This is a genomic window from Rhodopirellula sp. J20-39 (assembly GCF_057365095.1).
In genome coordinates this window covers 2,363,797-2,389,662 of record NZ_CP195123.1, presented here as the reverse complement: position 1 = coordinate 2,389,662, position 25,866 = coordinate 2,363,797, and the positions used below count along the sequence as shown (strand labels likewise).

General features: G+C 55.9%; 24 protein-coding genes. 11 read left to right on the top strand and 13 right to left on the bottom strand.

Going from position 1 to position 25,866, the window contains the following annotated elements; genetic code table 11:
- Position 1 precedes the first annotated feature (1 nt).
- Positions 2 to 1,189 (bottom strand): glutamine-hydrolyzing carbamoyl-phosphate synthase small subunit, encoded by a 1,188-nt coding sequence (gene carA / locus ACR3ZL_RS08670; protein WP_486173380.1) that lies wholly within the window; start codon positions 1,187 to 1,189, stop codon positions 2 to 4.
- A 206-nt stretch (positions 1,190 to 1,395) separates the two neighbouring features.
- The gene (locus ACR3ZL_RS08665; protein ID WP_473648264.1) at positions 1,396 to 2,367 is read right to left on the bottom strand and encodes a lysophospholipid acyltransferase family protein; all 972 of its coding nucleotides are present in this window, start codon (positions 2,365 to 2,367) and stop codon (positions 1,396 to 1,398) included.
- A gap of 396 nt (positions 2,368 to 2,763) precedes the next feature.
- Between ACR3ZL_RS08665 and ACR3ZL_RS08660 the strand changes: the two genes are divergently transcribed.
- Genes ACR3ZL_RS08660 through ACR3ZL_RS08615 form a run of 10 tightly spaced genes read left to right on the top strand, consistent with a single transcriptional unit; the run spans position 2,764 to position 10,649 of the window.
- On the top strand, positions 2,764 to 3,366 hold the full coding sequence (locus tag ACR3ZL_RS08660) for a Na+/H+ antiporter subunit E (protein ID WP_473648265.1): 603 nt from the start codon (positions 2,764 to 2,766) through the stop codon (positions 3,364 to 3,366).
- A complete protein-coding gene (locus tag ACR3ZL_RS08655; protein WP_473648266.1) occupies positions 3,363 to 3,704 on the top strand; it encodes an MrpF/PhaF family protein in 342 nt (113 codons plus the stop codon). The genes ACR3ZL_RS08660 and ACR3ZL_RS08655 overlap by 4 nt, the downstream gene beginning before the upstream one ends.
- Positions 3,701 to 4,120, top strand: coding sequence for a monovalent cation/H(+) antiporter subunit G (mnhG, locus tag ACR3ZL_RS08650; RefSeq protein WP_473648267.1), 420 nt, complete (start codon positions 3,701 to 3,703; stop codon positions 4,118 to 4,120). Before ACR3ZL_RS08655 ends, mnhG begins: the two co-directional genes overlap by 4 nt.
- Positions 4,117 to 4,683 (top strand): DUF4040 domain-containing protein, encoded by a 567-nt coding sequence (locus ACR3ZL_RS08645; protein WP_473648268.1) that lies wholly within the window; start codon positions 4,117 to 4,119, stop codon positions 4,681 to 4,683. The genes mnhG and ACR3ZL_RS08645 overlap by 4 nt, the downstream gene beginning before the upstream one ends.
- A complete protein-coding gene (locus ACR3ZL_RS08640; RefSeq protein ID WP_473648269.1) occupies positions 4,680 to 5,120 on the top strand; it encodes a Na(+)/H(+) antiporter subunit B in 441 nt (146 codons plus the stop codon). The genes ACR3ZL_RS08645 and ACR3ZL_RS08640 overlap by 4 nt, the downstream gene beginning before the upstream one ends.
- A gap of 50 nt (positions 5,121 to 5,170) precedes the next feature.
- Complete coding sequence (locus tag ACR3ZL_RS08635; protein WP_473648305.1) at positions 5,171 to 5,647, top strand: sodium:proton antiporter; 477 nt, start codon at positions 5,171 to 5,173, stop codon at positions 5,645 to 5,647.
- Positions 5,644 to 7,152 carry a monovalent cation/H+ antiporter subunit D family protein gene (locus ACR3ZL_RS08630; RefSeq protein ID WP_473648270.1) on the top strand — a complete coding sequence of 503 codons (1,509 nt, stop codon included), beginning with the start codon at positions 5,644 to 5,646 and terminating at the stop codon, positions 7,150 to 7,152. The genes ACR3ZL_RS08635 and ACR3ZL_RS08630 overlap by 4 nt, the downstream gene beginning before the upstream one ends.
- On the top strand, positions 7,152 to 8,678 hold the full coding sequence (locus ACR3ZL_RS08625; protein ID WP_486173575.1) for a proton-conducting transporter transmembrane domain-containing protein: 1,527 nt from the start codon (positions 7,152 to 7,154) through the stop codon (positions 8,676 to 8,678). The genes ACR3ZL_RS08630 and ACR3ZL_RS08625 overlap by 1 nt, the downstream gene beginning before the upstream one ends.
- Positions 8,675 to 8,956: a hypothetical protein gene (locus ACR3ZL_RS08620; protein WP_473648271.1), complete on the top strand. Its 282-nt coding sequence runs from the start codon at positions 8,675 to 8,677 to the stop codon at positions 8,954 to 8,956. Before ACR3ZL_RS08625 ends, ACR3ZL_RS08620 begins: the two co-directional genes overlap by 4 nt.
- A complete protein-coding gene (locus tag ACR3ZL_RS08615) occupies positions 8,940 to 10,649 on the top strand; it encodes a Na(+)/H(+) antiporter subunit D (protein WP_486173379.1) in 1,710 nt (569 codons plus the stop codon). Before ACR3ZL_RS08620 ends, ACR3ZL_RS08615 begins: the two co-directional genes overlap by 17 nt.
- Positions 10,650 to 10,784: 135 nt before the next feature.
- Here the strand turns inward: ACR3ZL_RS08615 and ACR3ZL_RS08610 are convergent, their stop codons facing one another.
- The 8 genes from ACR3ZL_RS08610 to ACR3ZL_RS08575 all read right to left on the bottom strand — a co-directional run bounded on the left by ACR3ZL_RS08610 (position 10,785) and on the right by ACR3ZL_RS08575 (position 21,057).
- A complete protein-coding gene (locus ACR3ZL_RS08610) occupies positions 10,785 to 11,828 on the bottom strand; it encodes an ABC transporter ATP-binding protein (RefSeq protein ID WP_473648272.1) in 1,044 nt (347 codons plus the stop codon).
- The gene (locus tag ACR3ZL_RS08605) at positions 11,825 to 12,829 is read right to left on the bottom strand and encodes an ABC transporter ATP-binding protein (protein WP_473648273.1); all 1,005 of its coding nucleotides are present in this window, start codon (positions 12,827 to 12,829) and stop codon (positions 11,825 to 11,827) included. Before ACR3ZL_RS08605 ends, ACR3ZL_RS08610 begins: the two co-directional genes overlap by 4 nt.
- Positions 12,826 to 14,064, bottom strand: coding sequence for an ABC transporter permease (locus ACR3ZL_RS08600; protein WP_473648274.1), 1,239 nt, complete (start codon positions 14,062 to 14,064; stop codon positions 12,826 to 12,828). Before ACR3ZL_RS08600 ends, ACR3ZL_RS08605 begins: the two co-directional genes overlap by 4 nt.
- Positions 14,065 to 14,077: 13 nt before the next feature.
- Positions 14,078 to 15,007: an ABC transporter permease gene (locus ACR3ZL_RS08595; RefSeq protein ID WP_473648275.1), complete on the bottom strand. Its 930-nt coding sequence runs from the start codon at positions 15,005 to 15,007 to the stop codon at positions 14,078 to 14,080.
- A complete protein-coding gene (locus ACR3ZL_RS08590) occupies positions 15,004 to 16,980 on the bottom strand; it encodes a peptide ABC transporter substrate-binding protein (RefSeq protein WP_473648276.1) in 1,977 nt (658 codons plus the stop codon). The genes ACR3ZL_RS08595 and ACR3ZL_RS08590 overlap by 4 nt, the downstream gene beginning before the upstream one ends.
- Positions 16,981 to 17,102: 122 nt before the next feature.
- Entirely contained in the window at positions 17,103 to 18,344 is a 1,242-nt protein-coding gene (locus ACR3ZL_RS08585) for an amino acid aminotransferase (protein ID WP_473648277.1), read from the bottom strand.
- 362 nt (positions 18,345 to 18,706) lie between these two features.
- Positions 18,707 to 19,156 carry a YaiI/YqxD family protein gene (locus ACR3ZL_RS08580; protein WP_473648278.1) on the bottom strand — a complete coding sequence of 150 codons (450 nt, stop codon included), beginning with the start codon at positions 19,154 to 19,156 and terminating at the stop codon, positions 18,707 to 18,709.
- Positions 19,153 to 21,057, bottom strand: coding sequence for a tetratricopeptide repeat protein (locus tag ACR3ZL_RS08575; protein ID WP_486173378.1), 1,905 nt, complete (start codon positions 21,055 to 21,057; stop codon positions 19,153 to 19,155). The genes ACR3ZL_RS08580 and ACR3ZL_RS08575 overlap by 4 nt, the downstream gene beginning before the upstream one ends.
- Before the next feature lie 220 nt (positions 21,058 to 21,277).
- Between ACR3ZL_RS08575 and ACR3ZL_RS08570 the strand changes: the two genes are divergently transcribed.
- Positions 21,278 to 22,258: a 2-hydroxyacid dehydrogenase gene (locus ACR3ZL_RS08570; RefSeq protein ID WP_473648280.1), complete on the top strand. Its 981-nt coding sequence runs from the start codon at positions 21,278 to 21,280 to the stop codon at positions 22,256 to 22,258.
- A 218-nt stretch (positions 22,259 to 22,476) separates the two neighbouring features.
- Here the strand turns inward: ACR3ZL_RS08570 and hisS are convergent, their stop codons facing one another.
- From hisS to ACR3ZL_RS08555, 3 genes are all read right to left on the bottom strand, one after another.
- Positions 22,477 to 23,796 (bottom strand): histidine--tRNA ligase, encoded by a 1,320-nt coding sequence (gene hisS, locus ACR3ZL_RS08565; RefSeq protein WP_473648281.1) that lies wholly within the window; start codon positions 23,794 to 23,796, stop codon positions 22,477 to 22,479.
- 138 nt (positions 23,797 to 23,934) lie between these two features.
- Positions 23,935 to 24,543 (bottom strand): HAD family hydrolase, encoded by a 609-nt coding sequence (locus ACR3ZL_RS08560; protein ID WP_473648282.1) that lies wholly within the window; start codon positions 24,541 to 24,543, stop codon positions 23,935 to 23,937.
- The gene (locus ACR3ZL_RS08555; RefSeq protein WP_473648283.1) at positions 24,540 to 25,820 is read right to left on the bottom strand and encodes an NAD(P)/FAD-dependent oxidoreductase; all 1,281 of its coding nucleotides are present in this window, start codon (positions 25,818 to 25,820) and stop codon (positions 24,540 to 24,542) included. The genes ACR3ZL_RS08560 and ACR3ZL_RS08555 overlap by 4 nt, the downstream gene beginning before the upstream one ends.
- Between the last annotated feature and the right edge of the window lie 46 nt (positions 25,821 to 25,866).

Below are 25,866 nucleotides of genomic sequence, written 5' to 3'. Positions count from 1 at the left end.
ACTAAGCCTTCTTGAGCATCGCTTGGAAGCGATCGAACAAGTAGTGACTGTCGTGCGGCCCGGCGGCGGCTTCAGGGTGGTACTGGACCGCAAACGCGTCAGCATCACGGTGACGCACGCCAGCGATCGTATCATCATTAAGGTGGCGGTGAGTCACTTCCAAACAATCCGGCAAGTCCTTGTCATCGACGGCGAACCCATGGTTTTGGGTCGTGATCTCAACACGCTCGGTTTTCAGGTTGATTACCGGTTGGTTGGCACCACGGTGGCCGAACTTCAGCTTGAAGGTCTTTGCGCCGCAAGCAATCGACAACAGTTGATGGCCCAAGCAAATTCCCAGAATCGGCACTTCGCCAATCAACTCCGAAATCGTTTTTTGGGCGTAGGTCAACGGTTCTGGGTCCCCAGGTCCGTTGGACAAGAAGATGCCATCAGGTTGCAGGCCACGGATCTCGTCAGCCGAAGTGTTTCCTGGAACGATCGTGACGCGGTTGCCGCGGGATCGCAAATGGCGTGGGATGTTCCACTTCATACCGAAATCCATGCAGACGACATGCGTGCGTTGCTCGTCATCCATTTCCGGTGAAACGATGATGTCACCGGCACCGTCGCGAGCGCTGCTGCGGTTGACTTCGATCGCGGCCCACTCGTCGAGTTCTTGGGTCCACTTTTCTTGCTGAGCGGGCATCACCTCTTTGACCAAATCGCGGCCAACCAATCCAGGAGCGGCCTTGGCTTTGGCGACCAACGACGCGTCGTCCAAATCTTCAGTCGACAAAATGCCCTGCATCGCACCTTCGACGCGGATTCGACGCACCAAAGCTCGAGTGTCGATTCCCGCCAAGCCGATCACATTTTGCGCTTTCAGGTAATCTCCCAGCGAGCCTTCGGAGCGATAGTTGCTGTGAACGCGGCTTTCGTTGCGAACGATAAAGCCGGAAAGAGCTGTGCCTTTTCGCTCGACATCTTGCGAGTTGACGCCGTAGTTCCCGATTTCGGGATAGGTCATCGTGACGATTTGACCGCAATAACTGGGGTCCGTCAGGATTTCCTGATAGCCCGTCATCGAGGTATTGAAGACAACCTCGCCGGTGACTTCGCCCGTCGCACCGAGCGAATGCCCGGAATAGACGGTTCCATCTTGAAGAGCGAGTTTGGCGGGTTTGGACGCGGTAGCGGAGGCAGGCATCAAAATTCCAGGCATCGTTCAGTCATTGTCGGATTTCTCACGCGCTCGCGAGAATCGAATCCGAAACAAATTATCACACCCAGAACGTGTTTATTGAAGGGTGGGGAAAGCGCTGAAAATGGAAGAAAATCGCAGCCCGATCACTCCCTCTCTGGAGTGACCAATTTGGACAAAATTGGACGGTTCCATGGCTCGTTCTTAGCAAATCAGGCAGCTTTGGCGAACTGCGGCCATTTCTTGGCCATCCGTTTGGCCGCTCGTGCCGACGGCGTCCGCCAGCGACGGTGCAGCCACCAATATTGTTCGGGGGCCAAGTCGATCATGATTTCGAGTTGGCGACAGTACCAATTCGTCAGCGTTTCGACCGACTCACAATTGGGATCAACGTTGCCGTTTTGATCCGGGCGTGGGTCTGCGGTGGCCAACAACGTGGATTCAAACTGCATCGGTCGACCGTTAATCCGGCGTGTGAACACGGCCAGCATGGGAGCGTCATTGGCCAGCGAAAACAGAGCCAACGCCTTGTGGCAGGACGCGGGCACTCCACAAAAATTCACCCACATGCCCTTTTCACCTGCATGTTGGTCAGCCAGCAATGACAACGTGCCGCCGTTTCGCAGATGAGCGTCGACGATCGGGGCACAGCCATTCTTGTCAACAATCTCTTGCCCCTTGGCTCCGCGGAACCGTTCCACCCAGCGATGCAAGAAGCGGTTATCCAACGTGCGGGCAATCGCCAGGGTCCGCAGTCCCATCAGCCCCATCGTGTAGCTGCCGATTTCGAAATGCCCAAAGTGCCCGCTGACCATAACGGCGGGTCGCTCGGAAAAGCTGGCCATCAACATGCCGCGATTCCCTCGAAACGACACGTGGTCTTGCCAATTGCAACGGTGCAATCGACGTTGAGCCCAAGCGACCTCGCACACCATCAACATCAGATGATGCCACATCGTTAGCGTGAGTTGTTGTTTGCGTTGGTCGTCCAAGTCCGGAAAGATCTGGCGAAGCGTGTTTTCAATCACGGACTTGCGAACCGGCAACGGCCCCGCCAAAATTCGCGCAAGTCCACGGCAAAGGTGGTCGCCCATGTCCAGCGGCAGGATCTGGATCACCGCCACGATTCCTCGGACCAGGCAATAGGCGGTGAAGTCGGTAACGGTTTGCAGCCAAGCTTTCATCCCGGCAATTGTGCCAGAATCGTTCCATGTTCGGCCAGTTCGATGTGCTGGATTTTTGACGGGCGATTGAAAATTCCAGTTTGCCTGAATTCAAGCTTGCCAGCACGCACGCTTACATGAACTCGCTCTGGCCAACATCCAGACCGGCCCAACATCCAGACCGGCCCAACATCCAGGCCGGCCCAACATCCAAGCCGGCCCCAGACTTAAGGTGATCGCACCGACGTGAACACAACGGAACCGTCGCGAGCCCAGCGGAAAAGAAGACACCGGCACGCTCATATTACAGCTTTCGACCGGTTAGTAACTTTAGAAATCTATCTCGACTTGCCACCGCACTAAGCATTACTGTATGCACACTGCATTACTGTATGACCCACGTGCAAACGCATACACATGCGGACACATACACGCTGGCACGACAGCCGCATACTCAATGGATTGAATGCACTCGACGTGAAATTCATAGTCAGCCTACTGATCGCCCTCATCGCCAACTGGCTGCTATGGTCAGGGCACTTTGACAACGCCTTCCTGCTGGGATTGGGTGCCGCTTCGTGCATCCTTTCAGTGATGCTTGCGTGGCGAATGCGAATCGTCGACGAAGAAGGCACGCCGGCACAACTCGGCATCATCCGCCCGTTTTTCTGGTACGCACCTTGGCTGGCAAAAGAGATTGTCACGTCCAACATCGCTGTGGCCCGCATCATCCTTTCCCGAGTGATGCCGCTGCGACGCAATCTGGTCCGCGTCCCTAGTAATCAAAAAAGCGAAATTGGGCGAGTGATCTTGGCCAACTCAATCACCCTGACGCCCGGCACGGTGTCGATTCGATTGGAAAAGGACGAAATTCTCGTTCACGGACTATCGGTCTACGGGACTGCGGAAGACATCAGTGGCGAGATGGGTCGCCGAATTTGCAAACTTGAACGCTGTGATTCGGCCGCTCCCGCTTCGCCGTCCCCATCCACCTCTAGCGATGCAGGAAACCAGTCATGAGCACCGGATTCATGACCATCACGACCGGCATTCTGGCGGTCACATCCTTTGCGGTGCTCGTCACGATGACACTCGCACTGATTCGCGCGACGCTGGGGCCGACGGTCTTCGACCGGGTGTTAGCGTTGAACATGTTCGGCACCAAGACGGTGCTACTGGCATCGGTGGTCAGCTTCATGAGCGGCCGACCGGACTTCTTGGATCTTGCTCTGCTTTACAGTTTGATGAACTTCATCGGCATGGTCGCGCTGCTGCGATTCACCGAATACAACAACTTCGGTGGCGAAGAACACGACGAAGTTGGCCAGCATGTCCCTAAGACGAAAGCGGCCTCATGATCGCACTTGAAATTTGCTGTTGGGGCTTTTTAGTTGCCGGATCGGTGTTCTCGATCATCGGCGGGATCGGCTTGGTCCGTCTTCCGGAATTTTATTCACGAATGCACGGCGGTGGCATCACCGACACGATGGGCGCCGGACTGATCGTGATTGGCCTGATGCTATTGGCCGGCCCCACGTTGGCCACCGTGAAGCTTTTTGCCATCCTGTTTTTCCTGACTATTACTAGCCCGAGTTCTTGTCACGCGTTGGCGAGATCGGCGTTGGCTCACGGGCTGGAACCGGAACTGGACGTCGCTTCGAACGAATACACACCGCACGAAGTGCCCAAAGACACTGGCTCCGGCGACGCTACCTTTGGCGATACTGGCCTCGGCAACGACAGCCCAAACAATGAAGGGGCTCAACGCACATGAATTTAATCGTCTTCGCCATCCTGGCTTTGTTGGCGATCACCGCCGTCGCGATTGCCCAACTGCGTGAGCTTTGGGCGGTCATCATGTTCACGGGAATCTACAGCTTCCTTTCGGCAAGCTGGATGCTGATTCTAGATGCTCCCGACGTCGCCTTTACCGAAGCTGCAGTGGGTGCTGGAATCTCCACGGTGCTGATGCTGAGCACGGTTTCCTTGACCGGGAAGGCGGAGGACATACCTCGCCAACAATCCTGGGTACCGTTGTTTGTGGTCATCGTCACCGGAGCCGCACTGGTTTACGGGACGCTCGACATGCCCCACTTCGGTGCACCCGACGCCCCCGTTCAAACGTACCCGAGCCCTTCGTTCGTGGAACGATCCGAACATGACATGCATGGCTTGCCCAACGTCGTGACCGCATTGCTTGCCAGCTATCGTGGCTACGACACGCTGGGCGAAACAACCGTGGTGCTAACCGCAGGTATCGCCGTGCTGCTGATCTTGCGGCGTGAAGACGATGAAGATGCAACTGACTCGGCAAGCAGCGGAGGCAAAGCATCATGATTTCGTTCCCGATCATTCGAGTCATCACCAAGCTGCTGATTCCGTACATTCTGCTGTTTGCGTTCTACGTCCAATTCCATGGCGATTACGGACCAGGCGGTGGGTTTCAAGCCGGTGTGATTTTTGCGTCCGCGTTGATTCTTTACGGCCTGGTCTTTGGGCTCGAAGCAATCAAACGTGTCGCACCACCAATCGTGATTGAAAAATGCATGGCCATCGGCGTGCTGATCTATGCGGGAACTGGCGTGCTAACGATGTCGCTGGGCGGCAAGTTCCTGGACTACAACGTGCTGGAACATCACGTATTGCCGAAGTGGCACGTTCCCTCCGGCCAACACCTTGGCATTTTCCTGGTTGAGCTCGGCGTTGGCATCACCGTCACCGCAGTGATGACCATGATTTTCTACGCTTTTGCGGGAAGGAAGCACCCGTCGTGAATCTCGAGCAAGTCTCTGGGCTCTACAACTACTGGATCGTGATCTTCTTGATGATGACCGGGTTCTACATCGTGCTAGCACGCAAGAACCTGATTAAGTCCGTCATTGGATTGAACGTCTTTCAAACTTCCGTGTTTTTGCTCTACATCACGATGGGAAAAGTTCGTGGCGGGACCGCTCCGATCATCCCACCCGATGTCGCTGCAGCGGCCGCCGCAGCCCACGGCGATTCCGGACATGGCGAAACAACCTCACACGCGGTCGAAACCGCCGCGGCCCATGCTGAACATGCTGCCGATAGCGTCACAACCGGCGCCCAACACGCTGCTGATCATGTTGCCACCGGCGCCGAACACGCCGTCGAAACAATCATCTACTCCAACCCACTACCGAGTGTCTTGATGCTTACGGCCATTGTTGTCGGCATCGCCACGACCGCGCTCGCATTGGCTTTGGTCGTTCGCATCCGCGAGGACTACGGCACGATCGACGAAGAGCAAATCCTTAAACTGGATCGTGGCGAATGATAGATGCGATCCTAACTCACCTGCCCGTCCTGGCGATTGCCTTGCCGATGGTCGCCGCGCCGCTATGCGTGGTTGTCCATCGCCCCAAGCTGGCCTACATCCTGGCCTTAATCGCCGCGACGTTGACGTTTGGCTGTTGTCTCGTCTTGCTTGAACAAGTCGTTGAGCTGAACCGCGCCGGCTTGCCCGCCTTCATCAGCTACGAACTGGGCAACTGGGCACCGCCCTACGGAATTGAATACCGTGTCGACTTGCTGTCCGCGTTCGTCATGTCATTCGTTTCGGGCATGGGCTTCATCGTGCTCGCATACGCTCCACTAAGCGTGAATGACGAGATAGCGAAGTCAAAACACTACCTGTTCTATGCAACCTATTTGCTCTGCTTAACTGGGCTGTTGGGAATGTGCGTGACGGGCGACCTTTTCAACGTGTTCGTCTTCCTGGAAATCTCATCGCTTTCAGCTTATGCACTGATCAGCCTGGGAAGATCTCGTCGTGCCGCACTGGCCGCATTCCAGTACCTGATCCTAGGAAGCATCGGGGCCACGTTTATCCTGATTGGCATCGGCTTGCTTTATCAGATGACTGGCACGCTCAACATGGCGGACCTTGCCGCGAGACTGCCTCACGAACACGGGCCGAGAACGATCTTGGTCGCCTTTTCATTCCTAACCGTTGGACTGTGCATCAAGATGGCAGTGTTCCCACTGCACACTTGGCTGCCCAATGCCTACACCTACGCTCCTTCGACGGTAACGTGCTTCATCGCGTCGACGGCAACGAAAGTGTCGGTGTACGCGTTCATTCGACTGATCTATGGAATTATCACACCAGGGTTCGCGTTCGAAACGCTGCCACTGGATAGCGAGCTGATGTTCTTTTCGCTAGTCGGAATCTTCATCGCTTCGATTGCGGCGATCTATCAAGACAACGTCAAACGCCTGCTAGCCTATTCGAGCGTTGCACAGGTCGGTTACATGCTGTTAGGTGTTTCGCTAGCGACGCCGACAGGATTGTCCGGCGGGATCGTCCACATGTTCAACCACGCCTTGATTAAAGGTGGCTTGTTCATGGTCGTGGGCTGCTTTGCATTACGCCTAGGTAGCGTTCGTCTATCCGACTGGGCGGGTGCCGGACGCACGATGCCAATGACCGCGTTGGCCTGGGTGTTGGGTGGACTAGGACTAATCGGTGTTCCGCTAACAGCCGGATTCATCAGCAAATGGCTGCTACTGACGGGCGCCTTCGAATCCCAACACTGGTCTATTGGCCTAATGATGCTGCTTTCGTCGCTCTTGGCCGTCGTGTATGTCTGGCGGGTTGTTGAAACGCTTTACTTTGCCGAACCAAGTGAGCGAGCGAAAACCGCGACCGAGGCTCCAATGCGGATGCTGGTCCCGACCTACGTACTGATCTTTGCCTCCTTGGTGTTCGGCGTTTGGACGCCGTATTCGGCCGGCATTGCACGACAAGCGGCGATAGCGTTGCTAGGAGGCACACCATGATGTCGCCCGAAAACATGATCTGGATTGCCTTAGGCCTGCCGTTGATCGCAGTCGCCTTAATCGCTCTTTTCAATAAGTCACCTGACACACGCGATGGCAGCTCCGGCACCGTAGCCGGCTTGCTGTTTGTCGTTGTCCTTTCGATGGCCGTGGGCGTTTTCAACGGCGAACGCCCCGAATGGTCACTCGGCGAAATGTTGCCTGGTTTTGAGATCGCGTTCCGAGTGGAACCGCTCGGAATGCTGTTCGCCATCGTGGCCTCGGGACTTTGGATCCTGACGACGGCTTATGCAGTCGGGTACATGCGGGGACATCACGAAAAACACCAAACGCGATTCTTCGCTTGCTTTGCCGTTGCCATTTTTGCGGCTCTCGCAGCGGCGTTTTCAGCGAACCTGTTCACTCTGTTCGTCGCCTACGAGCTGATGACGATCTCGACCTATCCACTGGTCACTCACCATGGCACCGAAGAGGCTCGCCGTGGTGGCCGAATTTATCTGGGGATCCTACTTTCCACTTCCATCGCGTTCTTTATGCTCGCGATCGTTTGGACGTGGTCACTAGCTGGAACGTTGGACTTTCGCCTAGGTGGAATCCTGCGGGAAGCGTACGCGGCAGGCGAGATTTCCGACACCGCTCTCGGAGTCCTGATGGGGCTGTTCGCTTTCGGGATCGGCAAAGCGGCATTGATGCCGTTTCACCGCTGGTTGCCCGCCGCGATGGTGGCACCGACCCCGGTCAGCGCGTTGCTGCACGCGGTTGCCGTGGTCAAGGTTGGCGTTTTTTCAGTCCTGAAAGTTTGCATCTATATCATCGGTATCGATCTTCTGCACGATTCCGGTGCGAGCCTTTACCTGGCTTACGTTGCGGGATTCACACTGGTCGTCGCCTCCTTGGTTGCGATGACGAAAGACAATCTCAAAGCTCGACTGGCTTATTCAACAATCGGACAATTGGCTTACATCACGCTGGGAGCTTTCCTGGCGACCCCGAACAGCATCATCGGCGGCGGAATGCATATTGCGATGCACGCGGTCGGCAAGATCACGCTGTTCTTTTGTGCCGGAGCGATCTACGTTGCCGCGCATAAGAAGAACATCAGCGAATTGGAAGGCCTTGGCCGAAAGATGCCATTTACCTTTGCAGCTTTCTTGATCGCGTCGATCAGCATCATTGGGCTTCCGCCGGGCGGCGGTGCCTGGAGCAAATGGTTGCTTGCCGTGGGAACGGTGGAAACGAATCAGTTGATCCTAACCGCGTCATTGATGGTGAGTTCACTTTTGAACATCGCTTATCTAATTCCGATTCCAATGCGTGCTTTTATGCGGCCCAAGGCGGAACGCGACGCAGCGGCAAGCCAATCAACAACAGAAACCAACGGGCGTTTCGGCTGGATTTCGCAGATCGAAGAAGCACCGATCTTGTGCGTCGTTCCACTTTGCATGACGGCGATTGGCAGCATTGCGTTGTTCTTCGCAGCCGATTGGATTTATCAAGTCTTGCTACCGATCACGGTGACGCCATGAGTGCCCACGATACACATGACACCTCTGGCGATTCAGCTAGCTGGTTTGAACGCCCCGGCAATGTTCGCAAGCTCGTCATTGGGCTGGTCGTTGCTTGCGTGCTGCTAGCTGCGGCGGACTTTTTCTACACCAACCCACATCCCCACTTTGCGATTGAATCGAGCTTTGCCTTCCAGGCTTGGTTTGGGTTCGTCACATTTGTGGTGATCGTGTTCCTGGGACGCCTGCTTCGCTTGTTCGTCTCACGACCGGAGGACTACTATGACGGCGATCGCTGATTTGCCGCCCGGCCTGATCATGATGGTCGGCGCCCTGTTCGTGCCCTTTTTTGCACGTCGTATCCAGCCCTGGGTTGTACTGGCTTTAGCGGCGGTCAGCTTGGTGGTGTTCGTGATGACACCAGCGGGGAACTACGGCAACTTCGAAATATTCGGCAGCCAACTGAACTTGGTTCGCATCGACGGATTGTCTCGTCCGTTCGGAATTGTATTTCACCTCGCGGCGATCATCTCGGCGATCTACGCACTACACGTCCGGGACACCCGACAACACGTATCCGGCGTGCTCTACGCCGGTGCGGCAATCGGCGCGGCGTGCGCCGGTGATCTGCTGTCCCTATTCGTGTTTTGGGAACTAACCGCTGTATCAAGCGTGTTCCTGATCTGGGCTAGCGATGACGAACGGTCCTACCGATCCGGCATGCGTTACCTGATCATACAAGTTGCGTCAGGCGTTTTACTGCTTTCCGGTGCCGTCGTGCAGTACGTCCAAACTGGGTCGCTTGCCTTCGAATCCTTCGTCGGATCTGGCAACGAACTGACGATGGCAGGCAAGCTTGTCCTGGTTGCCTTTGGAATCAAGTGCGCGTTCCCACTGCTGCATAACTGGCTGCAAGACTCCTACCCCAAGGCGACCGTCACCGGAACGGTCTTCCTGAGTGCTTTCACAACCAAGCTGGCAATCTATTCGCTGGCTCGGGGGTTTGCTGGTTTTGAACCGCTGATTTATGTCGGCTGCACGATGACACTATTCCCGATCGTCTTTGCGGTGATTGAAAACGATCTTCGCCGAGTGCTCGCTTATAGCCTGAACAACCAATTGGGGTTCATGGTCGTTGGTATCGGCATTGGTACGGAACTGGCGATCAACGGAACCGTCGCGCACGCGTTTTGCCACATCATCTACAAATCACTTCTGTTCATGTCGATGGGTGCCGTCCTGTATCGGGTCGGAACGACCAAGGCAACTGAACTGGGTGGGCTGCACAAGTCGATGCCTTGGACCACCGCATTTTGCATGATTGGCGCCGGGGCGATTTCGGGGTTCCCGCTACTAAGCGGTTTCGTCAGCAAGTCGATGATTATTTCAGCCGCAGGCGAACAGCACATGCTGGGCGTCTGGATCGTGCTCCTGATCGCTTCAGCTGGGGTAATGGAACATTCGGGAATCAAGATTCCGTTCTTTGCTTTCTTCGCTCACGATAGTGGCAAGCGAGTCAAAGAAGCACCGTGGAACATGTTGATCGCGATGGGAATCGCGTCCTTCGGGTGCATTGCCTTGGGGATCAACTATCCGATGCTTTACGCCCTGCTTCCATACGAGGTGGATTACCATCCTTACACCGTCACCCACGTGGTTACGATGCTGCAACTGCTGTTGTTTGCAACGCTCGCATTTGTGGTGCTGATGAAATCGGGGCTCTACCCGGAAGAGAAAAGAGCAACCGTGTTGGACACGGACTGGTTCTATCGCGTCGCCGGTCCCAAAGTAATCGGCGGCCTGACCGCTGGCATTACAAAAATCGACCACGCCGGACGCGCCGGATCCATTCACGCTCTTACAGCAGTCCTGCAACGATTCCGTGATGGGTTCAACGAGACCGGACTGCTGGGACGAACATGGTCGACCAACACGATGACGTTCTGGGCGTCTGTTATGCTTGCCGCGTCACTACTGGTCTACTATTTCTAATCGACCGACGCACTCTCACTGATGCGGCGTAGTGGACTGGCAAACACGGCTGGCTTCGCCGCCTAGCAACCTCGATAGCAACCAACGCTGACTAGCACTCGACCGGCTAGCCAGCAATCTTCGACCAAGGCAAGCTTAGCCCAAGTCCTCTCGGACCCAACACGCAGCAGCATGTGACTTAGCTGGCAAAACAGGCCTCTCGGTATCGCATTTTTCGATACGAACGGGACAGCGATCTGCGAACGCACAGCCGGGATAAAACTGGTCCGGGGAAGGCACCTCACCTTGCAACACGATCCGGTTCCGGGCAGCCGCGATATCTGGATCCGGCACCGGCACGGCCGACAGTAGAGCTTCGGTGTAAGGATGCTTGGGGTTGGCGTAGAGGTCTTCGCCCTTGGCAAGCTCAACCAATCGCCCCAAGTACATCACCCCCACTCGAGTAGCAATGTGACGAACGACGGCCAAGTCGTGAGCAATGAACAGATAGGCCAGCCCCAGCTTCTGCTGCAGATCCATCAACAGGTTGATGATTTGCGCCTGGATCGAAACGTCCAAAGCTGACACAGGTTCGTCACACAGGATCAGATCCGGCTGAACGGCGAGAGCACGAGCGATACCGATTCGTTGCCGCTGACCGCCACTGAATTCATGCGGATAGCGATTCAAGAAGCGTGGATTCAAACCGACCAATTCCATCAGCCGCATGACTTCCAACTTACGATCACGCCCCTTCGCGAGCGAGTGAACCACCAGCGGCTCACCGATAATGCCCCCCACCGTGATCCGTGGATTCAGCGATGCAAACGGATCCTGGAAAACCATTTGGATTCGGCGACGATGCTCGAGCATGTCTGCGTCGGACAAACCCGCAATCGACTTCCCATTCAGCAAGACATCACCGGATGTGGGATGCACGAGATTGATGATCGAACGCGCGGTGGTCGACTTACCGCATCCGGACTCACCGACCAGTCCTAACGTTTCACCTTTGGCAATATCGAAGGAAATTCCATCAACAGCGCGGATCACGCCTTTTTGTGAATTGAATAACGACCCGCGATGAAACGGAAAATGCACTTTCAGGTCGCGGACCGATAACAACGGCGTGGTGCCAGCAGCAGACGCGTCGCTAGAAACAGGCTGGTTGTCAGAACTCGATGTGATTTCAGAACTCATTGAGGCATCTCCACATGGCACGCGGCGAGATGATCTTGTTTGCCATGCCGGACAGTCAACAACGGATCATCGGTCTGACACTGCTCAATCGCATGCGAACAACGATCACGGAAGGCACACCCCACGACTTCACGCGACATGTCCGGTGGTTGTCCGGGGATTGCCAACAACGGTTCATCGCGATTGGATTCCACGTTGGGAAGCGAGCCCAACAAGCCAATCGTATAGGGATGCTGCGGAGCGGCGAACAAGGGTTTGACATCCGATTTTTCAACGATGCGGCCGGCGTACATCACCATCACGCGATCGGCCACACCGGCCACGACACCAAGGTCGTGAGTAATCAAGACAATCGCGGTGCCCTTGCGATGCTGCAGATCGGCCAACAGCTCCATGATCTGAGCTTGGATGGTCACGTCGAGTGCGGTCGTCGGTTCGTCCGCAATCAAAAGTTCTGGCTCGCAAGATAACGCCATCGCGATCATCACTCGTTGCCGCATCCCGCCACTGAACTGGTGCGGGTAATCACGCAGTCGCTTTTCCGGTGCCGTGATCCCGACCAAGCCCAACATATCGACGGCTTGCTTTCGAGCTTCGTGGCGAGTCAGCCCCAAATGCAGCCGCGTCATTTCGGTCAACTGCTGCTCGACCGTCATCAACGGGTTCAAGGCCGTCATCGGGTCCTGAAAAATCATCGCGATGTGCCGACCACGAATCGTTTGCAATTCGCGATCGCTGAGCTTCAGCAGATCACGCCCGCCGAACATCGCACGCCCTCGTTCGATTCGGCCGGGCGGCTTTGGAACCAGGCCCATCATGGCCAAGTTCGTGACGCTCTTGCCGCTGCCGCTTTCACCCACGATCGCAACGGTTTCTCCACCGTGCACATCGAACGAAACGCCGCGTACTGCACGCACCATTCCTTCGTCGGTCTTAAAGCTAACCGCAAGGTCATCGACGCTTAGGATCGGGCTATTCGGATTGTTTACCGGATCGCTCATTTGTTCTTCATCCTTGGGTCCAGTGCGTCTCGTAGGCCATCACCTAAGAAGTTCAACGCGAACAAAGTCAACGCAAGTGCGGCACCTGGGAATACAACGACCCACCAAAACAACTTAACGATCGACAAGGCTTCCACACCATCGTTCAGCAACAAGCCCAGAGAAACATCTGGCGGAGCCACACCGAGCCCGAGGAACGACAGAAAAGCTTCGAACAACATCACCGAGGGCACTGTCAGCGTTAGATAAACGATCACCACTCCCAGTGTATTGGGGACGAGATGGCGAAACACAATACGCATCGGCGATGCACCGATTGTCCGTGCCGACTCAACAAACTGTTCTTGGCGAAGCGAGAGCACCTGACCTCGAACGACACGCGACATCGTTAGCCAATAGATGGCACCGATGATGATGTAAAAGATCGTGATCTGATCGATGCCATAACTATCAAGGATCTTCTTGACGCTGTCTTCGCCCAAAAACGTGACCAGGAAGATGACGACAAAGATGAACGGGATGGAATACAGCATGTCCACGATCCGCATCATGATCGCGTCGACCGTGCCACCGAAGTATCCCGCGATCGCACCATAGCTGACCCCGATCAACAAACTGACGAAGGTTGCCACGACACCCACGACCAACGAAACCCGAGATCCCCAAAACACGCGAGCGAGCAGGTCGCGTCCTAGCTTGTCGGTCCCAAACAAAGAGGGAACGGCGTAATCACCAAAGATCGCGACGCGGGTTCGAACCATTGCAAACGAAACCGGGCCCAGTTGATTCCATAGCTGATTGAATGGATGTTCGACGGCGATGCGAGATTGCAACTGGGTATACCGGCGTGATCGCTCAGCCGGATCGGAAAGGCCCGCTATTTCCGCCTTCGTTTCAGCAACAACCTTCTCGAAGTCCGTTAGCTGAGCAGTCAAACTGCCATCCTTGAACTTCAACCCTTCCCGGGATCCCATCGTGACCGACTCGACCGACGGCGCCAAAAAACGGCGGTTGTTCAAGTCCTTATCGATCGGACTTTGCAAAGGCAGCAGCGGGGTGAAGATCGTCGCCAACGCGAGCACGACCAAGAAAATCAGCGACCCCATCGCGGAACGGTTGCGACGCAATCGACGCCACGCGTCCTGCCACAAGGACACGCCGCGAATCTTGCGTGACTCTTGCAAGATGCGATCGAGCGTGGCTTGCTCTTCGGTTTGTATTTTGTTCGAAGTCATTCCGATTTGACCCTCATTCCAATTTCACTCTCGGGTCGATGACCGCATACGACAGGTCAACCAGTGTGTTCATCACAAAAAGCAGTACTGTGTAAGTCAGCACCATCCCCATCGCCAGCGTGTAGTCACGCTGCGTTGCGGCATAGATAAAGTGGCTACCGATTCCCGGCAGGGCAAAGATTTTTTCCAGCACAAGCGACCCCGTCAGAACACTGGCGGTCGCCGGTCCCAAATACGAGACCACCGGCAACAGAGCACCGGGCAAAACATGTTTCAAAATTACGGTCCGCTTGGGCAGTCCCTTCGCGAAAGCTGTTCGCACGTGCTCTTTGGAAAGCACTTCCAGCATTCCCGCCCGAGTCAATCGAGCGATGTAGGCGGCCACGGGCGAGCCAAGACACAACGCCGGCAACGCCACCTGCCGCAACGTTCCCCAGCCTGCCGCCGGGAAGATTGGGATCATGAACACAAACGCCAAGATCGCTAGCGAGGCCAATACAAAGTTGGGAATCGCGATCCCCAACACCGCCGTCGCCATCATGGTTAGGTCGGCGAACGAACCACGGTAGACCGCCGATACGACTCCCGCTGTCACGCCAAGGATGATTGCAAACACCAAAGCCAGAATCGCCAGCGAGGCCGACACCGGAAACCCTTCGGCGAGCACTTCGTTGACACTGTAATCTTCCAACCGAATGGAAACACCCAAATCGAAACGGGTGACGATGCCCACCAAGTAATCGGTGTACTGTTCCAGCGGTGGTGCATCCAGGTTGTAGCGAGCTCGAAGCTGCCGCTCGATCGCCGGCGGCACGGAACGCTCGTTGCTAAACGGGTTGCCTGGCACTAATCGCATCAACACGAACGACACCGTGTACACGGCCCAAACGGTGAGCACCATCCAGCCGAATCGACGCAACAGATAGCCGATCAAATCCTTCATGGCGTTTCCTTCAGTCGAAGCAATTGTAAGGGATGGAGATCCTGCGGACTGGGGAAGAAGCCCTCCACGCGTGGCTTGACCATGTTCACCCCGACATAGAAATAGACCGGAATGACAGGCATCTCTTCAATCCAAATGGACTCCGCCCTGGCCAGCAACTTCATCCGTGTTGCCGAGTCCGGCTCGGCTGCCGATTGACGGATCAAACTATCAAACTCGGCGTTCGACCAGCCCGTGCTGTTTTGCGGACCATCGGTTACCCACAAATCGAGAAACGTATTGGGGTCGGCGTAGTCCGCGATCCAGCCTGCCCGTGCGATGTCGTAATCAATTTGGTTGGTCTTATCGAGAAAGCTTCCCCATTCCATGTTCTGAAGTTCGAGTTTGATGTTCAGTGTGTTTTGCAACTGTTGCTGAATCACTTCCGCGATCGCACGATGCCCTTCACTGGTGTTGTAAAGAATCGTGACCTTGGGAATGCCGCGTCCGCCCGGATACCCTGCTTCGGCGAGCAGTCGCTTGGCCTCCGCGATGTTCGGCTCCAACCCAGCCGGTGATTCATAGCCCGCGATACCGGGTGGCACCAGCGACAACGCCGGCACTTGGCCAGCCTTGGCGACTTGGTCGACGATTTGCCGTCGATCAATCGCCATCGAGATCGCACGGCGGATTCGCGGATCATCCAGCGGCTTGCGGGTCGTGTTGATGCGATAAAAGTAAAGCGACAACATCGGTGCCGAATAAAAATCGTCACGCTGGCGAAGGGTTTCCATCAACGCCGTCGGCGGATCCGTGATCCAGTCTAACTGACCAGTCTCGTACATATTCAGAGCGGTGTTTTGCCCCTCGGTTGACAACGCATCAATCGTTTCGATTGCCACGGTATCCGCATCAAACCATTTCGGGTTTTTCACCAAACGTACGCGGTCACGAAGCCGGCGCAGGCCTACTTGATACGGCCCGTTGGAAACGATGTTTTCCGGCTTCGTCCACATCGGCATGCCGTGCTCTTCGATGCAATGTTTGGGCACCGGAAAGAGCGGATAGTACGCCGTCAGCGAAGGAAAGTACGGCAGCGGATCGTTGAGATTAACAACCAGCGTGCGGTCATCCGGCGTTTCCATTGCACCGAGCTTGTTGAACGCCACAAGCACGTTGTGAATGCGTTCAGTTTTTTCATCCGCCAAAGGCGATTCCAAATCAGCACAGAACGACCGCGTTTCGGTTGTCTCGTCCCACCGAACTTCGTCGCCATCCATCGCCGCGATCTCGACGACGTACACCCACTGTTCTTGCCAACGGCCCAACGCGTCCGAGTCAGCTTGTTCGTCGTTGATAGTCGCTGGCTCGGGCGGCTTGCGAATTTCTTTCAAACGACCGTAAAGCATCGTGCCGCGAGGGAAGTTTTGGATATTCGCTTCACCGACCTCGTCTTCGCGACGACCATCGGGATACGGTCGATCCCAAAGTTCCACCTCAACCTTGTCGTCCACTTCCACAACGCCGTTACTGAACGCTTCGGCATGCGGCAGACTAAACAACTGGAAGTTGTATTCACATGCGGTGCCGGGATGAAGCATCCGCGTCCACGACCACACAAAGTCAGCCGACGTGATCGGGGTCCCATCGGACCACACCGCATCTTCGCGAAGATGGAATGTGTAGGTCAGCTTGTCGTCGGAAACCTCATAGCTTTCGGCGACCGCAGGAAACGGCGACATTGGCTGCAAACCGGTTTCGGGATCCGGGTCACCGTCAGGCAGCATCTGCAGCAAGCCTGAAAACGAAGCGAACAAGATTCGACTTTCAGGCGACCCCGTCGCTCGGTGTGGATCAAGCGTCTTGGGATCCGTTCCGTTTTGAAAGCTGAACTGCGCCGGTGGCATCGCGTCAAACCGAGTCGCCCAAACAACTGCAAACGCAATCACAGCGAGTGCAACGATGACAAAGGCTCGACGAAGTTCTAATGGCATGGGCGAAGTCTTCGGCTCTTGTTTTCAGTTGGGCGTTCAACGTTGCTCAGCGAGTCACGCTTGGCTTTCAAGAAAACCAATGATCCGTCGCTTGCATCAAGATATCTAAACTAGCATCGGGATCAGTCGGCGATCACATCCGCAACCGCGTTACACAGCCAGTCCATACGATCCTCACTCATGCCGGCGACGTTAATACGACCGCTGCCGACGATGTAAATACCGTACTTGTTTTTGAGCTCGTCAACTTGCATCGGTGTTAAACCGCTGTAGCTGAACATGCCCTTTTGATTCAACAAGAAAGTAAAATCGGGTGCACCGGCTTGCTTGGACATGCCCGCCACAAATTGCTCACGCAGGTGTGTGATACGAAGCCGCATCGTTTCGAGCTCTTCCTTCCAACTTGCCGTCAATTCAGCATCCGCCAAAACGGTCGCTACAATCGCGGCACCGTGACGTGGTGGGTTGGAGTAGTTCGAACGGACCACTTTCTTAAGCTGGCTGAGCGACGCTTTGGTCGCGTCGGCCGATGCCGCCACCAAACCAACGGCGCCAACCCGCTCGCTATAGAGGCCAAAGTTCTTGCTGTACGACGAACACACAATCGCTTCATCGACATGGCTTAAAATCGTTCGCAAACCTGCAGCGTCCTGATCCAAGCCGTCGCCAAAGCCTTGGTAGGCAAAGTCCAACAGCGGCAACAAGCCTCGCTCGGCAACAACCGCGGCAATTTCTTTCCACTGGGCCACGGTCGGATCAACGCCCGTGGGGTTATGACAGCACGCGTGCAACAAAACCACTTCACCGGGCTTCGGTTTGGTGCGAAGGTCTTCGATCATGGCGTCGAAGTCCAGCGTTCGTCGGTCGGCACCGAGATACGAATAACTTTCGACTAGCAACCCAGCGTCTTGCATGATCGCGTTGTGGTTGGCCCAGGTCGGTGTCGGTACGAAAATCCGCAAAGGACCGCCCGGTCCGCCGGAACACTGCCTAGCCAAAAATCCGCCAGCCACGCTAAGGGCACCGGTACCGCCAGGAGCTTGCACGATTGCAACGCGTTCGCTCGGCACTTGGTCGCCAAACACCATCTCACGCACGGCTTCTCGGTAATCCGGCAGCCCGTCGATCGACAAATAACCCTTGGTCGTCTCGTCCGCGATCAACTTCTGTTCAGCAGCCTTGACGCACTTCATGATTGGGGTGACCCCAGAAGCGTCTTTATAGACCCCAACGGACAAGTTCATTTTGTCAGGTCGAGAATCAGCATTGAAGGCTTCGGTCAGTCCGAGAATCGCATCCGGCGCGGCCATCGCGATGGAATCAAAACGGTTGGGGGCCTTCGCGGCCGAAGTAGAAGCAGTCATGCGGGCGTCAGATCGCAAGCGGAGTGGGTGAAAACTTCCGGAATCTTAGCGAATCAGGAACCGTTTCACCATCGCACCGAATTCAGGAGGAAGGCAAAACGGCATTTCGGGAAAAGCGTGGGCCGGAAGACGTCCACTTCGGCCTTCCGAACGCCCAAATCCGTTTGCATCAACCGCACATCAGTTTCGCTGGCCCCGACAATGCCGCGGCGTTAAACATCAGCATGCCGAGAATATCAACATGCCAAGAATATTTGGCTATCGGATTTCGAAGCGGCATCAACCGGGTTCCTGATACTCCCCCCGGCATTCATACGAAGGTTGGTATCACGCGCACGCGACTCGCCACCGTGGACGACCACCTAAATCGCTTTGGTTAACAACCGGTCGAAGGTGGCTGCAAAGGCCTTCTTGTCTTTTGGGCCATAAGGAGGACTCCCGCCCGTGACCATTCCCGCACCACGCATTTCGTCCATGAAGTTTCGCATCGACAAGCGGGACGCGATCGTCGCCGGCGAATATTCCTCGCCGCGTGGGTCGACCACATAAACGCCTTTCTCGACCAACAATGCAGCCAGCGGCAGATCAGCCGTGATGGCCAAATCGCCGTTTTCAGATTGGTCGACGATGTACTTATCGGCTTGGTCAGCCCCCTGGCCCACCACAATGCTACGCACGGTGGTGGCGTTGGCGGGCGCCGAGACAGGACGATTGGCAACCAAGATTGTCTCAATTTGCAAACGCTTGGCCGCCCGAAAAACCACTTCCTTCACCTCGGTCGGCGCTGCGTCGGCATCAATCCAGATTCTCATGTGTCAATCAAATCTTCAGGCGACAGCAGCGGAAGCTTGTTTTCTTCGGTTTCCTGCTTTTCACGCCATGGCTCGTTCTTGCGATACGACTCGAGCTCTTCCTTAAGTTGCTCGATCTGCTCGTTTTCGTCTTGGGTGCCCAGTTCGACCGCCTTCTCGCTCCATTTGATCGCGTTTTCAAAGTCACCGGCTTCGGCATAACCCGCCGCAAGCGTGCTAAGAATATGAGCTTCGCTTTCTTCGGTCAGCTCAACGGCTCGCTTCCCCATTTCGATCGCCCGCTCGCCATTGCGAACGCCATCTTGGGGTGACGTTGCCAAGACCCAAGCCAGGTTATTCAGGATTCCCGACAGCAAGCGCTTGTTTGCCTCGTCGTCCTTATTCTCGTCACTGTCGTTGGCCGCAAGCGCGGATTCGTAATCCTCGATCGCACTCTTGTGCTCACCCACGGCAAGGTAGGCATCGGCACGCGAACGCAACACCGACACGTTCTTGGGGTCTCCATCGAGCACCTCGGTAAGGGTCTCGATCGCTTTGCGAGGCCGCTCGTCTTGCAGATACAAGTTGGCGAGCTGCAAACGACGAAACGTATCCTTCGGATTTCGCTCAATCAGGGTTTGCATGTCGGTAATCGCATCCGCCATGCGGCCTTCTTCGATCGCGATAAAACACCGAACCACAATCGCTTGATCAATCTGCTCAACTTGTGGAGCGATTCCGATGGCCGTCTTCAGGTCCCGTTTGGCCGACTTCACATCTTCACGGCCTAGCGCAATCTCCGCACGCTGTAGCAAAGCAAGCGGATCCTTGGGCTGCATTGCCAGAGCCTTGTTTAAATCAGCGAACGCTTCATCTTCTTTATCGAGCATCCGGTACAAAATCGCTCGCAAACGATACAGACCTTCACTCGGCTTTGCTTGAATCGTTTTGCTAAGCAATGCGACTGCGTCGTCGGCACGATCCAAGTCAACCAATTGTTGAACCGTCGCCTGAGCAATTTGCTGGTTCGTCGGATCCAGCTCCAGAACTTCTTGAAGATCCGTCACGGCCCCGTCAACATCGCCTTCTTGCAAACGGGCCCCCGCTCGCTCTCGCAAAGCATCGGTGTTCTTGGGGTTCGCCTTAATGGCCTGATTCAAATCCGCCACCTTCAGGTCTTTGTCTTCTTGCGTTACTGCACGAAGCAAATACGCCTTGCTAAGTTCTTGCGGATCGTCCTGATAGAGCTCGATTGCGGCCGTTGTCGCTTTTTGGATTTCCTTGGTGTCACCGTCTGGCAACAAATTGAGCTGTGCGATCAGCATGTGGGCTTCGGCCAATTCCGGATCGTGCTTGACCGCATCGGCAAGTGCCCGCAAGGCCTCGGCCTTGACTTGAATTTGCCGGCGACCGCGAAGGCGGACCATCGCACCGGCCAACCCTTGACCGCGTTGAAGCTGGATACTTCCCAACATCTTCTTAGCGAAACTACTGTTCTCATCGCTGAGACCTTTCGCAAGCGCGGATTCGATCAACGCAGCGACGGACTCCAGATCGGCATTGGTTTGCGCATCGATGCGTTTGAGCACTGCTTCATCCAGGTCCGCTTGGCCGGGATCCACTTCCGCATTGATCGGCGGCGGAGCGAATTCCGGTTCCGCCGGCATGGCGTCCGATTCCGATGCAGCCTCTGGCGGTTCCGCAACCGGCGTTTCCTGTGCCATGACAGAGAAACTTGTCGCGATCGTCATCAACACGGCGACGCCACATCCGATCGCGCCGGCGAACATTTGATTGCCGCGACGGCGACGCTTGGTGAGGCGGTTATCCAATTGCAAGTGACCGTCGGCGAGCTCCGTCATACGTCGATCGGCTGCCGAAAGGTGGGTTGCTGAGAATATATGTAGCTTTGGGAGATTCATCCTGCGTTCTCGTTGCGGTTTCGCATGGCTGTAGAAAGGGCACCCGGTCCGGCAACATCCCGAGCGCGTGCTCAAGTTGTGCTTAGCGGGCAATTCATCGTATCATCTTTTCGATTCGAAAAGCCCCATGTACCGAAAAGCCCTGTGTAACACGAAAAGCTCTGTGTAATCGGGGACGCCCTTTTTCTGGTGAAGTCCAGACTACCGAAAGCGCTAGAAAATGAACGACTCCAATTTGCCGAAAATCTTTGTAACCCGCCAAATGGCAGAAAAGGAACTCGCCCGGCTAAATTCAGTGGCTCAGGTGGAAGTCTGGCCAGGCACGCTGCCGCCGGCGCGTCCCACTTTGCTGAAAAAAGTCGCCGGCTGCGACGCTTTGCTGACCCTGCTGAGCGACCGGGTCGATGCCGAATTGCTGGATGCTGCCGGGCCGAATTTGAAAGTCATCAGCAATTACGCCGTTGGCTACAACAATATCGACGTCGAGCTCGCAAAACAGCGGGGAATTCGGGTGGGCAACACGCCGGACGTCTTGACTGACGCGACCGCCGATTTGGCCGTGACACTTTTGATGGCTGCGGCTCGGCGAGTCAGCGAGGCGTCTGACCAGGTCAAATCCGGGGAATGGAAAACCTGGGAGCCCACCGGTTTGCTGGGCCGGGAAATGGGCGGGCGGACTTTAGGCGTGATTGGCATGGGCCGAATCGGTAAGGCGTTTGCCAAACGCATGGTCGGTGGGTGGGGCATGCGGTTGGTATACACGTCGCGGTCGGAACAGGACGATGTCAACGATTCACTGAACGGAAAACGAGTGGAGCTGGATGAACTGTTGTCGCAAAGTGACTTTATTTCAGTTCACGTGGCCCTGTGCGACGAGACCCGGGAGCTGCTCGATCAGGATGCGTTCGCGAAGATGAAAGATGGTGTAATTGTGGTGAACACAGCCCGCGGTGAAATCATCAACCAGGAAGCGTTGGTGGCCGGGCTAGAGAGCGGGAAGGTCTTTGCTGCTGGGTTGGACGTGACCTCGCCAGAACCGATCGACCACAACCATGCTCTCGTCCGTCACCCACGAACCATCATCTTGCCCCACATCGGCAGCGCAACCGACGTCAGCCGATCGGCAATGGCCGAAATCGCAGTCGACAACGTCCTGGCGGGGCTGGAAGGCAAGCCACTGCGATGCGAAGTCGGCGTGTGACTCCGCCACAGGCTTTCGCCTGGGGCGGGGAGTGGAAAGTGGGGCAGGCTACAGCGGCACAGTGGTGTTGTGGGTGGTAGCTTGAGGGCTGGGCATCAGCACCCGTTGGAGTCCAGGCTTCAGCCTGTCGGGCCGGGGTAGCGGAAAGCAACGCATGCTACAGCGCCGCAGTGCTATTGTGCGTAGCAGCCTGAAGGCTGGACACCAGCGGGACGGGGCTAACCCTTCAAGACTGCGATCAGCGACTCCGGTGCATCGTGCTGATACGAAACGTCCTGGGAGGACTTGTCACCAAGACGCTTCACCTGGACTTCGCCGCGTTCCCATTCGTTGCCGCCGGCAACGATTGCGTACTGGAAGCCGTGCGAGTCGGCGTACTTGAGTTGCTTGGCGAGCTTTTTCGGTTCGGGGTAAAGCTCGGTGCCGATTCCCGCGGCACGTAAGTTGGTTGCCAGCTTCAGGTAGTCATCGCGGAAGTCGGCGTCGAACAGCGGGATGAAGACGGGGCAAGGTTTGCTGGTCGATGATAGCTTTTCAAGCGTTTCCAACGCGGCAAGCAAACGATCGAGGCCTAGCGAGGCACCAATTCCAGGCAGGTGCTGTTTGGTATACAAACCGGCAAGGTTGTCGTAGCGGCCACCGCTGCAAATGCTGCCGATCGACGGCAGGTCGTCGAGAGTGGTTTCAAAAATCACGCCCGTGTAATAGTCCAGGCCACGAGCAATGGACACATCGACCTTGATCCGACCCGGGGAGACACCCGACGCGATCGCACCCTGATAAATTTCCTGCAATCGGTTGACGCCTGCCATCGCGGCTTCGTGGTTGCCGACAATTTCGGGAAGTTGCGAGAAAACTTGTTCAGCGGAACCGGTGCACTCCGTTAACCGCAAAACCTGATCGGCTTGTTCCGCGGTAATGCCAGCCGCGGACACCATTTCAGCCGCCGTTTTCTCCAAACCAATTTTCCCGAGCTTGTCCAGGCTGCGCAAAATGGGCGTGGTTTTGTCACCAAGCCCGAGCGAGTCGAGCAGGCCCGACAAAACAGTCCGATTGTTGATGCTGATCGTGAACGCTTCGATACCAATTGCCCGCAACAGCGAATCGATCACCGTCACCGCTTCGATATCGGCCAGCACAGATTCGGTTCCGATCGTGTCAAAATCGCACTGATAAAATTCACGGTAGCGGCCCGCTTGTGGGTTTTCGCCACGCCAAACGGGAGCGATGTGGTATCGCTTGAAGGGAGTTCCCAGCGTGCCGATGTGTTGGGCGGCAAAACGGGCTAGAGGTACGGTCAGATCAAACCGCATTCCAACGTCGCGACCGCCGTTGTCTTTGAACGAATAAAGCTGGCGGTCGGTCTCGTCGCTGCCTTTCCCCGTCAAAATCTCCAGATGCTCGAGCGTCGGCGTGTCGATGGGGGCAAACCCGAACGAGCGGAACGTTTGCCGCGCTGTTTCCATGATCCGCTCGCGAGGAATCATCACTGCAGGCAAGTAGTCGCGGAAACCCTTAAGCGTACGTGGTTGGATCAAGGCCATTGATTTGCAAGAAAGAGGTGGGGATGGAGGGCCGAAGAAGCGTACCGCTGAAGCGGCTAGCGGAAATGGTACGCGAAGCGAACTGGATGCAGGAAGCGGCGGTTTTACGCATTCCCGCTTCCGCGATCGGCCCTAAGCATAGGGGCGAACGTCGACGAATTGCATCCCTGCTGATTCCGCAGCGGCGAAACCAAGCGGAGAATCTTCGAAGACCAGGCATCGCTCGGGCGCCACACCCAATTGCTTAGCCGCCAACAAGAACGCGTCCGGCTCCGGCTTATGAAGCTCGGTGTCTTCGCTAGTGACGACCGCCCCGAACCAATCTTCAATCTGCAACGTTTGCAATTGCCGCAAAACCGACGGCCGGATGCCGCCGCTCGCCACGGCCATCGCCAACTTGCCTCGGTGGTCGCGAGCTACATCGCAGACAGGCTGAATCGGCTTGACCGTGTCAAGAATTGCCTCGAAAGCATCTTCCTTGGCCAGCGCCGTTTCGTTGATATCGACCTCCACGCCCTGTTCCTGGCTCAACACAGCGATGATCTTATCTGTCGGCATGCCTCCCATGCCGTAGAAGCGATCTTCGGGAAAATCGATTCCCCGGGCCGCCATCGTGTCCCGCCAAGCGATGAAGTGCAGCGGCATCGAATCGGTCAGGGTCCCATCACAGTCGAAAATCAGACCGTCAAACTGGTCAGTCAAATCGTGCTGCCACCAGGCAAGTGTTTTGTTAGCGTTCAAGCCGTCATCTCGGACTGTTTGAGTTTTTCCAGACGCGATTTTTCAATGCTGCGTTGCATATCGGGAAACATTTTCCCGGCGTCCTCGTGAAAGATGCGGCCAATCAGCAGATCCGTCAAGTTGCCTCGATATTGCGGATACTCTTTCATGAAGCGGCCAATGCTGAAATTCTTGTCATAGAACGCGTGCACGAGCTGGCGGAGATGACTGGCGCCTCGTTTGAAATCGGGAGCCCACTTCCCGAGCGATTCACCACTTAGATCGCCACTGGTCAGCCCTGCGGAAATGGCGTCGCCGGCCTGCACGCCCATCTCCAATGCGAAATACACACCTGACGAATACACCGGGTCGATGAACCCGAACGCATCGCCCACCAAAACCCAACCGGGTCCCGAATGCGCACTGGTCATGTACGAGAACTCTTTCGCGGCCAAGTACTTGCTAACCCGAGTCGCGTTTTCCAGTCGCGGCTGCAAACCCGGGCAACGAGCGAGCTCTTCGTTAAAGATCTCTTCGGGTGTCCCGCGACCTTTTAACAGGAACTCATGATCGCCTACGCAACCGATGCTGGTGATACCTCGCGATTGCGGGATGAACCAGAACCATGCGTCCTTGTTTTCAGTATTCAGAATGATGGTGGCACCTTCGTTGTCGCCATCACCACGAACAGCGTCTTTGAAGTAAGTCCAGATGGCCGCCTTCTTCAGATCTTGATTGACTTCCTTCAACCCCAACTTCCCGGCGATGAAACTTTGTTGGCCGGTGGCGTCGACCACAACCTTGCAGTCAATAGTTTGTTCATTGCCCGATGCATCCCGGACGACAACTCCGGTGGCCCGAGGTTGAGACTCACCTTCGATTGGGGTTTTGTCAAAGCGAACGTCCAATAGCCGCGTGCGATCGTGACAATCCGCACCGAGCTCTTCAGCTCGGTCAAAGATCATCTGATCAAACTCACTTCGTTCAACCTGCCACGTTGTTGCACACTCCCGGTCGTCATGCTCTTGGAAAAAGAACGGTGCGGATTCTTTACCGGTGTGCGATACGAACTGAACGCTCTTTTTCTGTTGCCATCCCGACGACTTCATCCGGTCGACCAGCCCAAGTCGCTCGAGTGGCCAATAGGTTTCTGGCATGAGCGATTCGCCAACATGAAATCGCGGCACCGCTTCGCGTTCGATTAGAAGCGTCTTATGCCCAGCCTCGGCAACGATCGCTGCAGTCGTCCCGCCCGCAGGCCCCGCCCCGATAACCACGCAATCATAGAAATTCTTCATTGGGATCTGCTTTGTCGATAGAAATGGGGGAACCGGGTAGGGAAGG

Bases quoted from the DNA above. Each gene is read 5' to 3' on its own strand.
- ACR3ZL_RS08615 (WP_486173379.1), top strand. From the start codon at position 8,940: ATGACGGCGATCGCTGATTTGCCGCCCGGCCTGATCATGATGGTCGGC.
- carA (WP_486173380.1), bottom strand. From the start codon at position 1,189: ATGCCTGCCTCCGCTACCGCGTCCAAACCCGCCAAACTCGCTCTTCAA.
- ACR3ZL_RS08635 (WP_473648305.1), top strand. From the start codon at position 5,171: ATGATGACCGGGTTCTACATCGTGCTAGCACGCAAGAACCTGATTAAG.
- ACR3ZL_RS08655 (WP_473648266.1), top strand. From the start codon at position 3,363: ATGAGCACCGGATTCATGACCATCACGACCGGCATTCTGGCGGTCACA.
- ACR3ZL_RS08580 (WP_473648278.1), bottom strand. From the start codon at position 19,156: ATGAGAATCTGGATTGATGCCGACGCAGCGCCGACCGAGGTGAAGGAA.
- ACR3ZL_RS08640 (WP_473648269.1), top strand. From the start codon at position 4,680: ATGATTTCGTTCCCGATCATTCGAGTCATCACCAAGCTGCTGATTCCG.
- ACR3ZL_RS08570 (WP_473648280.1), top strand. From the start codon at position 21,278: ATGAACGACTCCAATTTGCCGAAAATCTTTGTAACCCGCCAAATGGCA.
- ACR3ZL_RS08590 (WP_473648276.1), bottom strand. From the start codon at position 16,980: ATGCCATTAGAACTTCGTCGAGCCTTTGTCATCGTTGCACTCGCTGTG.
- ACR3ZL_RS08555 (WP_473648283.1), bottom strand. From the start codon at position 25,820: ATGAAGAATTTCTATGATTGCGTGGTTATCGGGGCGGGGCCTGCGGGC.
- ACR3ZL_RS08630 (WP_473648270.1), top strand. From the start codon at position 5,644: ATGATAGATGCGATCCTAACTCACCTGCCCGTCCTGGCGATTGCCTTG.
- ACR3ZL_RS08595 (WP_473648275.1), bottom strand. From the start codon at position 15,007: ATGAAGGATTTGATCGGCTATCTGTTGCGTCGATTCGGCTGGATGGTG.
- ACR3ZL_RS08605 (WP_473648273.1), bottom strand. From the start codon at position 12,829: ATGAGCGATCCGGTAAACAATCCGAATAGCCCGATCCTAAGCGTCGAT.
- ACR3ZL_RS08575 (WP_486173378.1), bottom strand. From the start codon at position 21,057: ATGAATCTCCCAAAGCTACATATATTCTCAGCAACCCACCTTTCGGCA.
- ACR3ZL_RS08620 (WP_473648271.1), top strand. From the start codon at position 8,675: ATGAGTGCCCACGATACACATGACACCTCTGGCGATTCAGCTAGCTGG.
- ACR3ZL_RS08625 (WP_486173575.1), top strand. From the start codon at position 7,152: ATGTCGCCCGAAAACATGATCTGGATTGCCTTAGGCCTGCCGTTGATC.
- ACR3ZL_RS08660 (WP_473648265.1), top strand. From the start codon at position 2,764: ATGCGGACACATACACGCTGGCACGACAGCCGCATACTCAATGGATTG.
- ACR3ZL_RS08610 (WP_473648272.1), bottom strand. From the start codon at position 11,828: ATGAGTTCTGAAATCACATCGAGTTCTGACAACCAGCCTGTTTCTAGC.
- ACR3ZL_RS08665 (WP_473648264.1), bottom strand. From the start codon at position 2,367: ATGAAAGCTTGGCTGCAAACCGTTACCGACTTCACCGCCTATTGCCTG.
- mnhG (WP_473648267.1), top strand. From the start codon at position 3,701: ATGATCGCACTTGAAATTTGCTGTTGGGGCTTTTTAGTTGCCGGATCG.
- ACR3ZL_RS08600 (WP_473648274.1), bottom strand. From the start codon at position 14,064: ATGACTTCGAACAAAATACAAACCGAAGAGCAAGCCACGCTCGATCGC.
- ACR3ZL_RS08585 (WP_473648277.1), bottom strand. From the start codon at position 18,344: ATGACTGCTTCTACTTCGGCCGCGAAGGCCCCCAACCGTTTTGATTCC.
- ACR3ZL_RS08645 (WP_473648268.1), top strand. From the start codon at position 4,117: ATGAATTTAATCGTCTTCGCCATCCTGGCTTTGTTGGCGATCACCGCC.